We start from the raw sequence: 12,723 nt of genomic DNA, 5'->3' as shown, positions 1-12,723 counted from the left end.
TAGAATAGACATATGACGAAGCTTGGAACCCGAGAACGCCCCCGAGCGGCGATCTACGCGCGGATCAGCCGCGACGCTGAGGGCGAGAAGCTGGGTGTAAGCCGCCAGATCGACGACTGCCGGGCGCTCGCGAAGAGCCTCGGCTACGAGGTGGTCGAAGAGTTCATCGACAACGACATCAGCGCCTCCACGAAAAGCCAGAAGGCCCGTCCGGCGTACACCGAGATGCTGGCGGCGGCGCGTGCCGACCAGATCGATGCGATCCTCGCCTACAGCAACAGCCGCCTGACCCGGCGCCCGCGGGAGCTCGAGGACCTGATCGACCTGCACGATCGGCACCGCACGAGGATCGCCACCGTCGTCTCCGGCAACGACGACCTGAGCACCGCCGACGGCCGGATGGTCGCTCGCATCAAGGGAAACGTGGATACCGCCGAGGCTGAGCGCGTCGCCGAGCGCACGAAGCGGGCCAAGGAGCAGATGGCCACCGACGGGAAGTATCGCGGAGGACGTCGCCCCTACGGCTACGAGAAGGGCGGCCTGGTCATCAACAAGGCCGAGGCCGACGTGGTGCGCGAGGCGACCACGGCCGTGCTCGCGGGCCGCACGGTCAACGCCGTGGCGCGCGAGTTGAACGAGCGCGGTATGAAGACATCGACCGGCGCGAAGTGGACGCAGATGTCCCTACGCGACGTGCTGCTCCGTCCGAGGAATGCCGGGCTCATCGCGCGCGGCGCGGCCGGCCACGCCGGCTTCGAGATCGGAGGACGAGCGCAGTGGCCTGCCCTCGTGGACGAGGACACGTGGCGAGCGCTCTTCACCAAGCTCACGGACCCCTCGCGGCGGACAAACAAGGGCAGCGACACGAAGTGGCTCGGCTCGTTCATCTACCGCTGCGGCATCGAGGGCTGCGGCGCGGTGCTCCGCTCGGCAGCGTTCGGCGGCACTACGTCGCGCCCGAACCACAAGCGGAAGTACCACTACCGCTGCACCGGATCCGCGCACCTGATGGTGCTGCAGGAGCCGACCGACGACTACGTGCGCGGCGTCGTGGCGGAGCTCGTGCGCGACCCACGAGTGATTGCGGCGCTGAGCCCGAAGGCTCCCGACATGAGCGCCGAGCGCGAGCGCCGGACCACCCTCGAGGGACGGCTCGCCGGGTTCGAGCGCGACTACGCACTTGGCGACATCACCGGGGGTCAGCTGAAGAAGGCTACCGAAGCCGTGACCGCGGAGATTGCGGACATCGACGCCCGCCTCGCGCAGGCGGTGCAGCACTCGTCGGCCTCGCCCATCGCGGGAGCCGCCGACCCAGGCGCGGCATTCCTCGCGGCGCCCATCGACGTGCAGCGTGCTGTGCTCGCCACCGTGCTCCGGGTCGAAGTGCTCCCCCGGCCCGAGGCGCTGCGCGGCACCTCGTGGAGGCCCGACCGGCTGCGCCTCACGCCAGCCACCGCCGCCGAGTAGCGCGGCCCTCAGGACTTCCGTCGCAAGGCGGATGCGGGCACCGCCCGAGCACCTGAGGAGACCGATGCCGAACCGCTACCACCCCGACGCGCCCGACTGGATGATCGAGAGTGCGCGCGAGTACATCGCCGCCACGACGTGGACCTTCGCGAAGACGATGGCCGACATCCCGCACTGGTACACCGTGCGCCAGCGCGCCCAGCGCGCAGGTCTCGGGACCTTGCACGAGCGGCTCTACCTGCTGATCCGCGACTACCACTACATCCGCCGCTGGCGCGGGGGCTCCTACCGCTCGATCGACCTCGACGGCTACCTCTACTGGATCATGCAGAACGGCACGGTGATCAACCGCAAGCCGCATGATGTGGAGTCGTGACCTGTCCCCAGAGAACAGGGGTGCCGTCGCACCATTCGGCACGACGGCACCCTGCGCTCACGCTACGCGGCGGCCTCACCGTCGCTATCGGCCCTCTTGAGGCGGGAGGCGACGAACGACTTGAACACCGCGAGGAGGTCCTGCTCGCTATCGAACGCTCGCTTCGTCACGCGAAGGTTCGTCGCCCGGCCGCGACCGAGGCCGGCCTGCTTCTTGAGCTCGTCCTTCGGCGTCTTCAGCAGCTTGCCCCGTGAGGAGAGGACCGCCTGTTCGAGCTGGGCGAACGACAAGACGCTGGTCTCGTAGAAGCGTCCCGCCGACATCAGCAGCGTGGGTCGCGCCCAACCCTTCGGCACGAGCAGCAGCGGCTTGCCATCCGCCACGGGAAGGGCAATTTCCACCTCATCCCACTCCCGAAGCTCGGGGTTCCAGACCTGTTTCCGGAACACCTTCACGACGTGCTCACCGGCCGTGAACTCCGGGTACGCCGCGACCATCGCTGCGGTGAACCTCGCGAGAGGATGGAACACGATACGGGTAGTGAGGTCGGACGTGATGTCACGGTCAATCCCGTCGACGAACAGCGGCAGATCCTCCAGCTGCCGGAGGACTCCGACACGAACGAGCGCCTCAACGTCATCCGTGAGAGTTTTCCAGATCCACTGTCCGACGATCGCGGCCCCGCCATGTCCGTGGAACCCCTCTTCGGACATGCCGAGCCGGGTTTCCCATGGCTCCACGAAGTGCTGGAGCAGGTCTTCGCCTCGTCGGTGGAAGGCCGGACCGTTGATCACGCAGGCGGTAACCTCCTGCAGGAACGTGTCGCTGCACTCGACTGCCTCGGCCGCGAAAGGCTGCGGCCCCTTGCTCAGCCGAATCGCATGCGGGTCGACGTACAGGCGGTTGTCGGCCGTGATCTCCACGTCGACGAATGGTACGGCTCCGGAGATGCCGTAGTAATCGGTGATGGCGGGCATTCGCCCCTCCTTCGGGATGATGGCCCGAGGAGAAGCGAGACCGGCGGTCTCTGGAATCTTCGATACGCTGGAGATGACAGAGCAAGTCATCACCGCGCCCTCGGGCCGGTTCTGGCCTGATCCTGCGCCAACGGGGTCAGGCCAGAAGTCTTTAGGGCTCGTCGTCATCGGAGCCTTCCTGCTTCGCTCGGTTTCCACGCACCTCGGCACTGGGACCGGCGAGATCGATACAGAGCATTCCGTCCTGTTCGTACGGCTTGTATCGCCGGCTAACGCTCGTATCGATGTCGTAGTACTGCGTGAAGGCAGTCGCGGACAGAATCATCTGACCCGTGTCGCGCGCCGACTGAGGTCGGATTGCATAGGCGTGCGGTTCGTTGGAAGGCCGCAGGGCGATGATCTGAGCCTCCTTGTCGTACAGCAGCTCGATTGTCTCGGCGTCATTGATGAGCTTGTGGGCGGTCCGATTGATCGAGAAAATCCCGCGCTTCTGGATCGTCACACTCGGCGCCTTCGCCAGCGGCGCCATGCGCTTGTCGAACACCTCAAATGGCATCTGATCCTCCTACGTTCGATCGGTACTACACATCATAGCGTGGACCACCGACACTTCTGCGGTTTTGAAATTCTTAAACGCAAAGCTCGATGCAAACCTGACTACCGTCCCCAGCTTGTGAGCACGCATCGATCCGCACCGCGGGACTCAGGGCGCGCAAAAGTACAGCATCGGCTCTCAACGACATACTTGAATTGCGGCTTGGCGCGCCGTACAGCGAGCGCACCGTCAATTGAGGCCTGATGAACCCCGAGTGCGTTAAACGCGCACAATGACGGTGGAGAGCTGCGCGGCAGAAGTCACCGGCTAACGCGAGAAGAACTCCATGACATCAACGCCGAGCGCCTTCGCCAGATGGTTGATCACATCGAGTGTGGGATTCCTCACACCGCGCTCGACACCGCTCACGTACGTGCGATCGAGATCGGCACGATGTGCGAACTCCTCCTGCGACCACCCGCGAGCCGTGCGCAGCTCGCGCACTCGCGCGCCGAACGCGGCACGGTGAGTCGGAACGGAGGGCATCCGTTCACCGTCTCGTTATGCTGACGATGAGTCCACGGACTATAAGTCACATCCTGCGGTGCCGCGATCTGCGTCATCGCGAATGCCTTCGAGCGAGGGAGACACCATTGGCACGCAAGAACAAGAGAGATCCGTACCTCGTTGTCGTCAAGAACTTCGTCGTGGCCGACCGAGGTGGCCGAAAGTACATGGAGAAGATGCTCAACGACGGCTACGAAGTCGTGAGCGAGACGAAGACCGCGCTCTCTCGCGCAACGACGGTGACCTTCCGCAAGCCGAACCCCGACTACGAGGGTTAGCCCTTCGCGGCGTGCGCCCCGCTCCTCGTCCGAGGGCGGGGCGTTCGCGTTCCCAACCGACCGGAGAGCGCCCAGAATTCAAGTCTTGAACCCTGGGGTTCCCATGAGTCCGAAACCTCGCAGATCGAGCCTGAGCGCTTCCCAGATGCGTAGATTCCAGAACCTCACTCCGCTAAAGTCGAGATAGCGAATGTAGGCGCTTCCCACCGGGCTTAGCTCAGCCGGAGGTCTTGGAGAATCCAAGCACCGGGAGCGCTGAATACCTCGCCCACATGGGCGCTATTCGCTCCTCCCCCGAGGACGGACCGTTCAGTTGCTCGGGGACGTGGACCTTGCTGGCACCCTCCTGGCCGACCAGTGAGCAGAACGGATGTCGATTCCATCAAAGGAACACATCTGTCATGTCTACCAGCGAGTCCACTCCTCCTCGCGGCGCCGCCCGCCGCCTTCGTGAGCGTGCGAGAACCGCCCGCTTCTTCGAGGTCTCCGAGAGCACCGTCGACAACTGGCACAGTCGCGGCTACATCGTCGCGTACCGTCGTGGCGCCGGTGAGCTGCTGTTCGATCTCGACGAGATCGAAGAAAAGCTGAGCACCATGCCGCGCTCGAAGATGCGTGACGGTCGCCTGCGCGGCAAGGGTCGCGTCGTCGCACTGCCCATCGTGGCTGAAGTCGCCACGGAGGCCGACCAGTGAGCGCCGCGCCGACGCCGGCCGAGATGGTGAGCGCTCTGCCACCGCTGACCGATGCGCAGGCCGCCCGTGTGGCAGCGCTTCTGAGCATCGCGAGCGGAGCGCAGGAATGAGCCCGCGCCCGACCCCGATGCATCGACTGGTGACCCTGTACGAGTGCCAGTGGTGCGGTGGGCATTATCACCCCGTGAGCGGCCCCCAGCCGGTCGGGGTGTACTGCAGCACCCGCTGCCGCAGCGACTGGCGTCGCCACCGCGAACGGCGCGTCCGCGAGCTGATCGAAGCTGCCGCGTCCAGGGCGATGCCGCCTCGTGCGATCGCCGCCGAGCTGGCGAAGCTCAGTAAGCGCGCACCGAAGCGCTGGGACGACCGGAAGGGGAATGCCCGATGAGCGAGCGCGTGGTGATCGAGCACGAGGGTCGAACCTACGACCCGTTCCATCCGGACAGCAACTGGACCGAGCGGGTCGGAGTCGATGACGACGTGCTCGAGTTCCGCGACCGCGCCAGCCGTGAGGGGCGCATCAAGCTCGCGAACGGACGCGAGGCGCCGCCGGGCGTCGCGAGCATGGTGCGGCTGCGGCTGCTGACGGGCGCGACCGGAGGGCTCCCGCGCGCAAGGCCTCGGACGGCGCCGCGCTGGCTCATCCCCGGACTCTGGCAGCACGGCACGCATCCCATGCTGAGCGGCAACGCGAAGGCCGGAAAGTCCACTGCCGTTGCCGACCTCATCGGCGCGCTGACGACGCCCCGGCGGCAGTTCCTCGGGCACTTCGCGCCGGTCGATCGACAGGTCGACCCCAGGCATGGGAACGATCTTTATGTCGTGGTGCTCAACGCGGAGATCGAGCCGAGCGCCTACGAGGCCGGGCTCTCGGCGATGGGAATCGACCTCAAATCGCCGTGGCTCGAAGTCATCCACCTCGACGAACACGCGGGCGGGCCGGGCGTGCTCGATGTAACGGATCCCGACAAGTTCGACCTCTGGCTGAGCTGGCTCATGGAGTGCGACGACGGATGCAACGAAGGCGACTACTGGTCGCCGTCCGTCGTCATCGTGGACGGACTCACGGCAGTCCTGGCGGCAGTCGGTAAGAGCACGGATCACTACGGGCTCTGGTTCGCGGCGTGGAAGCGGCTGATGAAGGCCACGGAGATTCCCTCGTCGCTGATCGTCGCACACAGTCCGATCACCGGCGGGCATCCGATGGGGGGCACCGAGTCGGCTGCAGGCCCGGACGGGCTCTGGTCTTACGACTCCGCGAATCCCGACAGCGGCGCAGCCGCGCGGTTCTTCTCGGTGGTGTCGAGGTTCGGCGGCGTGGCGTTCCCGAAGACCCGCGTTCGGATGGGTGAGGACGGTTTGCCGAGGCTCGATCGGCAGGCGGCAGCACAGCGCGAGCAAGTAACGAGGGAGGAGGGTCGCGAGGAGGAACAGCACGGCCGCGCGGAGCCGATGCGAGCGATGCTCCGCGAGGCAGGACGCGAGGGAGTGCTCACCACTACCCTCACCGGTGACGGACCCGAGGGCGTCGCGAATCGGAAGGTGCTCAGCGCCATGAAGGAGTCGGGCGAGGTCATCGCCAAAGCGGTCCAGCTCAAGGGCCGCGCTCGCGGCATCCGCTGGTGGCTCGCAGAGGTCGCTCCGATCGACTGATGCCAGGCAAATGTCGGGTGTCTATACGGGGTGTTGGGGTGTCTTGGACACCCCACCCCTATAGACACCCGACACCCGACACCCGTCAGAACGAATGTTGACGTCCGATCTGACATCCAAACACCCGTCACGCCTGACGAATCTCGCAGGTCCGACGGCGCGTAACGAACTCGGCGAAGTGCTGCCGCAGGGCTTCGCGACGCGCATCGCCAGTCAGCCGCTCGGCAGCGCGCAGCGATCGGGTCGCTAGCGCGGTACGGCTCAGCTGCCCCGGGCGACGCGCGGGAGTCTCGGTGATCTGGCCCATCTTGGTCTCCTCAAGGTCGAGTGATCTTGTAGTTACGCTACATTCGAACAGCTGTTCGCTGTAGTACGCTGACCGCATAGGGGGCGGTCGCCATTACGGCGGACACATCATCAGGCCTGAGATTCCCAGCGTTGCCCGCAACGTTCCACCCGTAATGTCCTTCCGGTGCGCACGGAGGCTCCCGGTATGAATCGAGCTGCGGGTCTAAAGGTGAGGCGCAACCGTCCAGGAAGCGAAGTTCGCGCCTCCACATAACCACCGTTCAGTACTCGAGCCCCTCGAGGAAACGGCGCGCCTCTTCATCGTTTCGACGGCCTTCCTGCCGGTAGCTCTCCGCCACCTGCCGCAGCGCACCCGCCGTTCGTGGATGCGTCGCTTCAATCCGCTCCGCCCGCGCGTCGTAGTCCTTGGCTAGATCAAACTCCTGCTGGCCACCCTCAGTCATACCTCGGGATGTAACGCCGCGCATGTTATGGAGTCCGATCACGAAGCCTCGCTCCAGACGATCATTTGGGGCGCCTTCCAGCAAATCTCTAACTGCACGAGCCGGAAAAGTTCCATCCGGATCCGTGGGAGCGTGTGCAAGCACCTCTCCAATCTGCAACTCGCCCACCTCGAGGCGCTCCTGCTCCTCCAAACCAGCACGAGCAGTCTTAATCCACTCCTGCAGCACATCGGAATCGATTGCACCATCGGACGTGGTGCCCGGAACCACGCGCCAGGCCTTCAGCAGACGGAACGCGTTTGATGCGATCGTGGAGTCAACTTCCCGTTCCTCATCAGAGTCAGATCCGGTGGATCTGAATACGAGCCCGACTAGCTGCACGAACACCTGCGGATCTTTGGCGAGGAGCTGTTGAAGCGATGGCGCATCGTCCTCATAATTCAGGGCAGGAAGGAACTTCCACTCCAGGCGAGCGATCTCTGTTTCATCGACCCCGCGGGAACGCAAACCCGCTAGAAGCCGCGTCAGATCGTGCTCAGAGACGCGGGCGGCGTCTTGGTCACCAGCCCCGAACTGGGTGAGCGCGTCGAGTACAAGCTGGACTTCGAGATCGCTCTCGAGGCGCTCCGCGAACAAGCTAAGAGTGTGGACCGCCATCGCCGCTCGATCGTGGAGCAGAAGTTGGCGCGCGGCCTCGTTCGCGTGCGGAAAATCGGCGCCGCGCCCGTAGGGCACGAACTCCTGCCAATAGGCGGCGTCAAGAGCACCGCCGCGTTCAGACACCGTCTCCCAGGCAAGTTTGACGTTTTCACTTGTCTGCAACAAACGTGCCTGGGCTAGCGGGCGCCCTTCGAGAGCGTCGATCCACGGCGCAAGCTCTTCCATTCGACCTCCGAACCGCGCGCGTGCGAACGCATCCGCGAATGCGGCACGATTCGCGTCCGCGCTGTCGAGATCATTCAGTGCGTCGGCATCGTGCTCTTGGTCAACACGCGCGGCCGCAAAGCCGACCGCCGATGGTAGCGCCACTTCGCTGGCGAACTGACGGGCCGCCGCGAAACCTTGAGCATCAATGATGCGCTTGATCCCGTCCTCGCGTGCCCGTTCAATCTCCCGGTGATATGCGGCGTAATCATCCCCCGTCGACATACCGAGATCGGGCATCCAATCGTCGAAGAGCCATCGAAACCGCTCGGTGGGCGTTGAAGGCGCAAGTTCAGCAGCAGCAGCTTCCAGGAGCGCCAGCCAGTCCTCGGAGAGCGACCATCCCGAGTCAGGGAACCGACGATTCCTCCGGATGAATCCATCTATCGCGTCCCAGAGCTGCCTGACACCAGCCGGTTCCAGTTCGCCCCGCTTCAGTTCCGCGACTCCTGCGAGCACCGATCGCCGTCCATCGTCGGGCAAGCGATTGAAGACGCCAACGACCTGCGACCAGCGGTGGGGATCTTCAGCCGCTCGATCAATGATGCGTTCGGAAATGGCGTCGACGAACCTTCGGATCTCGCCATACGTAGTTTCTTGATCTGCTCCGTCTGCCCAATCGCGGAACCTTGGCTTCTGCGACGGCATCGCCACCTCGGAAGGCCCCGGCAGCAGGTCAAGTAGCAGCTCCCACGCCACCTCTTCATGTCGATGCAGGAGTGCATCGATCACCAACAGTCGGCTATCCAGTGGCGCAGCAGTCTGAGGTAGCCATGGCCGGAAGATGCCTCTCAGGCTCCCCACAGGACGGTTGCTCAGCTTGCCGCCCGGGTCGATCTCTGCCAGGGCCGCAAGCACTTCTGCGGCGAAGCCTAGATGTCGGCTCGACCAAGCAACAGATTCGAGGGCCCAGAGAAGCCCTGTGTGCGGACTACTCACCTGCCACGCGTCCGTGTAATCGTGAAAGAAGTTCCGAGCGAGCGGTTCAACGCCGGAGGTCGCATCGGCCACAGCGCGAAGGAAGACATCGGGCGCGGCCTCGGCGAGCAGCGGCAAGATGTCGCTCATTGACTCCCAAAGCTGTGCAGAAGCGTCCTCGTTAGCTCGGGACACTAGCTTCCAGACGACGCCTTCCGCCCATTGTCGAGCGGACCGACCACCCGCGACTCGGACCTCATCTCCCCAACTGCCGAGGAGTGCTAGGGATCGAGCGAGCCCGCCACGGAGGTCTGTCGAATGCACTCGCGTTTTTCCGTAGATCGCTGCGCTCCAGCGGTCCTCCGGCGGCAGCTCGAGGCGTGGGTCCACTGCACCGAGGACTGTCTGCACCCCTCGCTCGAGCTCTCTAAGATCGGCGTCCCGGATGCTGAGTCGCGCGGTTCGCCAGGAATCCTCTGGGGCTGCGACTGCCCAGGTCGCCCCTACTCGCGTGAACATCGGGTCCGGCTGGCGGATTACCGTTTCCAGCTGCTCCACGAGAGACTGCTGACTTGCGCCGGTCAGGGTCTCGAGCACGTCGACATCGCCGCTTCTATGGTGATTCCACGCCCCTGCCAGCCACGCGCGTCGTATGGCAGGGTTCGCGAGGTCCTGAGCCCATTGCTCTGGGTCGATTTGCCCGAATCTTCTCGCCACTCTCTGGAGCGCGAGCAAGCTCTTTGTGCCGGCGCGAACGAACCTATCCAGATTCTCCTCGAGAACTCCGACGTCCTTGAGAGCAACACGGAGAGTGAGATGGTCGAGTGGAGGAAGCTCGATGTCCGCGTCGCCGTCCGTCACCACGAAAACAACATGATGGTTCTCTATGAGATTGGCTTCGCGTTGCAGATGCTCCTCATACGGAAGAAGGATGAGCAAGCTTGATGTACCGTCGAGCCGCCGGAGAGTGGCGCCGTCGTGCACCAGCAAAGAGCGAGACAACATGGGCTCAGACGCGTCTGCGTCTTGTGCCATCATTGCGCACGCCGCGAACGCTAGGCCGTCGTCGACGCTGGCCGCTCCTATGAACGTCTGCCCGATGTCCACAGCCAACCGCCTCAGAAGCTCCGCCGCACTGTCCTCGCGCCCCGCGAGAACCACCCGCGATGTCAGCCTTGGATCGAACCCGCTGGCAAAACGCCGCCACCAGTCCTCGATCGTTGCGACACCCAGTGCGGGCATGTCGAGAAGCTCCGACATCCAGATCCGTACTGCCGCGGACTCTTCGAGAGCTTGCTCGATGTCGTCGGCATCCAGGGCTCGGACATCCCGCCATTTGCCCTCATCGCGGCGCTTTTGCTCCCAGTTTTTCTTGCCACGCCAGCGCCGCGGCGTGACGAACACAAACGTAGTTGTCGCCATGTCGATACCGAGGGAGTTGGCACTTCGCGTCTTGTAGTCCTCCGTCGCCTTGCCCGCAGGGTCATCACTGGTCCCCATCTCCCATACGCTCACGCCTTCCGGCACAAACGCGGTCGATCGCGTCGCCTCGACGATCCCGTCATATCCGGGAAGACCGACGCCTTCCCCGCCTCGCATTTCGACTCGCTGGACTTGATCGTTCTCGTGGCGTATCAGCCGTCGTATAAGCCGCGGAAGGTCTGACTGCGCCGAGCGCTGGTCCGCCCATCTCTCCAAGTCTGTTGCATCCACCAAGTGCGGTGGCCGCGAGCCATGTGCCATATTGCAGCCCTCCCTGGCGCAGATCTAGATCGGCGACATCGTTTGTCGGTCTCGGATCAGCCCTCACGCTGACCGCAGTCACTACCCGAACGCACCGCCCACCGCGAGCGAAGTAAGTGCTTCTACAGCCCCGCCAACCGCCGCGCTGATCGCAGGCAATCCGATGTTCGCGGCCGCGGCTCGTAGTCGCCCGGCTTTCTTGACGATTGCACCCGTGTCCGGTGCCGCACTTCGCACCTCCGCACGAAGGTCCTCAAGCGCCTCGAGCAGCTCTGAGCGGATTTGCTCGTCACCGACTTCTCCTGCCCCTTCGCGAACGGCGTCGAGAAGCCGGACTACATCGTCGATGCTGAATCCGTCGCTACTTGACCGCGCATTCGAGCCGATCGCGGTCGGTCCATGCACTGCATGAATCGTCGTGACGTATTGCGTGCCGATATGCTGTCCCACCGCCGCGTCGACCTGCTCTTTTCCTGGCACCTCGGCTAGAGGCGTATCTGCGGTGAGGTCAGCGACGACATCCAATAGCTGAGTCCGGATCTTTCCCAGCACGCCCGAAAGCACGGCACCGGACATCTCGAAATAAAGCGCTGTGACCTGCTGGAACTCGGACAACTCCTGGTTCCAGAGCGCTTGGGCGTGCGCGAGGCTGCCACTGGTAAAGCTATAGGTCGGTGAGGATGCGATGGTCTCTAGTTCCTCGACCGGCTGACGAAGTTCGATCTCCTCTGGTAGGAGCTTCTCTGCCTGCGTGGGGAGCTCGAACCGGGTGAGCGCCTGACCAGTCACGACGTTGTAACCGCTGATTGAGTTCATCTTGATCACAGGAACTGGCACACGCCTGAAAGCGGGAACCTGAGCGTAGTCGCCGTAGCCGTTCAGTTCGTTGCGGGCCCACTCCCGCAAAGCACTGGAGCCAGTCTCCGCTCCAAGGAGGAGGCATTTTCGGAGCAGACCGGCCAACGGCTCAGATTCATCCAGCAATCGGCTCCTCAGTGATCTCAGCAGTGTGTCGCTCATTTTCTTCCTCTAAGTCCGATGTGGTCGCTTTTCGAATGGGCGCAACTGCGAATGCGTCCCGTCACCACCGAGATGGAACGTTGGTTGCGACCGCCGCAAGATGAGGCGATCGAATGGCCGGGTGAATCGGTCCGAGGGAGGGCCGCGCTCGTTCCCGACTACCGCGTGAGGATCGTTCGGGCTCGCTGGAGAGCCTCGTCGGCGCTACCTGCATCGCCCTCAGAAAGCGCAGTGAGCAACGTGGAGTGCGCTTGCAAGAGCGCATCCGAGTCGACACCTGGGGGAAGCTCTTTCGAGCCGAGCCGCACGAGGTGTTGAGCGGCCTCGCTCGCCTCGCGAAGCGCGCGATTCACTGACAGCTCGGTCAAGGCAGCATAGAAGCTGACATTCGCTCTCGCCGCCGCCTCGGCGTTACCGCTCTTGAGCGCTTTCTCGAAGGTCGCGGCCTCTTGCTTCATCGCCTTAAGCGCTCTCGATGACGCGGCACCTCCCACTTCAACGATCACCGCTCGACCAAGTGCGAGAACAACGACCCAGTTGTCCGCGACCTGATCCCCAGAGACGACTGCCACACGCGTGAAGCGGTTGGGTTCGGCCTCAACCAGGCCGAGTGTCCTCAGTCTCTGCAGCGCTTCCCTGACGGGAGTGCGCGAGATCCCTAGCTCACGAGCTAGTGCGACATCATTGATGCGCTCGCCTGGTTCGAACCGACCATTGAGGATGGCAGTGAGTAGCTCGGTGAACAGGTTCTCGCCTACCGTCTGTCGACTGGTGCTGATGGAGATGTCCTTCGCCAACGAGGCCGCAGTAGTATTCAT

12 protein-coding genes are annotated in these 12,723 nt (G+C 63.9%); 5 read left to right on the top strand and 7 right to left on the bottom strand.

The window, feature by feature from the left end:
* The first annotated feature begins 12 nt into the window (after nucleotides 1-12).
* Both QU602_RS07090 and QU602_RS07085 read left to right on the top strand, forming a co-directional pair.
* Nucleotides 13-1,467: a recombinase family protein gene (locus QU602_RS07090; RefSeq protein WP_308799548.1), complete on the top strand. Its 1,455-nt coding sequence runs from the start codon at nucleotides 13-15 to the stop codon at nucleotides 1,465-1,467.
* Between the two features lie 64 nt (nucleotides 1,468-1,531).
* A complete protein-coding gene (locus QU602_RS07085; protein ID WP_308799547.1) occupies nucleotides 1,532-1,843 on the top strand; it encodes a hypothetical protein in 312 nt (103 codons plus the stop codon).
* A 62-nt stretch (nucleotides 1,844-1,905) separates the two neighbouring features.
* Here the strand turns inward: QU602_RS07085 and QU602_RS07080 are convergent, their stop codons facing one another.
* From QU602_RS07080 to QU602_RS07070, 3 genes are all read right to left on the bottom strand, one after another.
* Nucleotides 1,906-2,820: a hypothetical protein gene (locus tag QU602_RS07080; protein WP_308799546.1), complete on the bottom strand. Its 915-nt coding sequence runs from the start codon at nucleotides 2,818-2,820 to the stop codon at nucleotides 1,906-1,908.
* A gap of 151 nt (nucleotides 2,821-2,971) precedes the next feature.
* Nucleotides 2,972-3,376 (bottom strand): hypothetical protein, encoded by a 405-nt coding sequence (locus QU602_RS07075; RefSeq protein WP_308799545.1) that lies wholly within the window; start codon nucleotides 3,374-3,376, stop codon nucleotides 2,972-2,974.
* 306 nt (nucleotides 3,377-3,682) lie between these two features.
* Nucleotides 3,683-3,901 (bottom strand): helix-turn-helix domain-containing protein, encoded by a 219-nt coding sequence (locus tag QU602_RS07070; RefSeq protein WP_308799544.1) that lies wholly within the window; start codon nucleotides 3,899-3,901, stop codon nucleotides 3,683-3,685.
* A 107-nt stretch (nucleotides 3,902-4,008) separates the two neighbouring features.
* Between QU602_RS07070 and QU602_RS07065 the strand changes: the two genes are divergently transcribed.
* The 3 genes from QU602_RS07065 to QU602_RS07055 all read left to right on the top strand — a co-directional run bounded on the left by QU602_RS07065 (nucleotide 4,009) and on the right by QU602_RS07055 (nucleotide 6,548).
* Nucleotides 4,009-4,200: a hypothetical protein gene (locus QU602_RS07065; RefSeq protein WP_308799543.1), complete on the top strand. Its 192-nt coding sequence runs from the start codon at nucleotides 4,009-4,011 to the stop codon at nucleotides 4,198-4,200.
* A 401-nt stretch (nucleotides 4,201-4,601) separates the two neighbouring features.
* Nucleotides 4,602-4,895 carry a hypothetical protein gene (locus tag QU602_RS07060; RefSeq protein ID WP_308799541.1) on the top strand — a complete coding sequence of 98 codons (294 nt, stop codon included), beginning with the start codon at nucleotides 4,602-4,604 and terminating at the stop codon, nucleotides 4,893-4,895.
* A 384-nt stretch (nucleotides 4,896-5,279) separates the two neighbouring features.
* Complete coding sequence (locus QU602_RS07055; protein WP_308799540.1) at nucleotides 5,280-6,548, top strand: AAA family ATPase; 1,269 nt, start codon at nucleotides 5,280-5,282, stop codon at nucleotides 6,546-6,548.
* A gap of 127 nt (nucleotides 6,549-6,675) precedes the next feature.
* Here the strand turns inward: QU602_RS07055 and QU602_RS07050 are convergent, their stop codons facing one another.
* From QU602_RS07050 to QU602_RS07035, 4 genes are all read right to left on the bottom strand, one after another.
* A complete protein-coding gene (locus tag QU602_RS07050; protein WP_308799538.1) occupies nucleotides 6,676-6,855 on the bottom strand; it encodes a hypothetical protein in 180 nt (59 codons plus the stop codon).
* A 262-nt stretch (nucleotides 6,856-7,117) separates the two neighbouring features.
* Nucleotides 7,118-10,741 carry a hypothetical protein gene (locus QU602_RS07045; protein ID WP_308799537.1) on the bottom strand — a complete coding sequence of 1,208 codons (3,624 nt, stop codon included), beginning with the start codon at nucleotides 10,739-10,741 and terminating at the stop codon, nucleotides 7,118-7,120.
* Between the two features lie 225 nt (nucleotides 10,742-10,966).
* Nucleotides 10,967-11,905 (bottom strand): AbiTii domain-containing protein, encoded by a 939-nt coding sequence (locus QU602_RS07040; RefSeq protein ID WP_308799536.1) that lies wholly within the window; start codon nucleotides 11,903-11,905, stop codon nucleotides 10,967-10,969.
* A 158-nt stretch (nucleotides 11,906-12,063) separates the two neighbouring features.
* Nucleotides 12,064-12,723, bottom strand: coding sequence for a GntR family transcriptional regulator (locus QU602_RS07035; RefSeq protein WP_308799535.1), 660 nt, complete (start codon nucleotides 12,721-12,723; stop codon nucleotides 12,064-12,066).

Source organism: Agromyces protaetiae (genome assembly GCF_030866785.1).
Classification (GTDB): domain Bacteria; phylum Actinomycetota; class Actinomycetes; order Actinomycetales; family Microbacteriaceae; genus Agromyces; species Agromyces silvae.
This window is presented reverse-complemented; position numbering and strand designations above follow the sequence as displayed.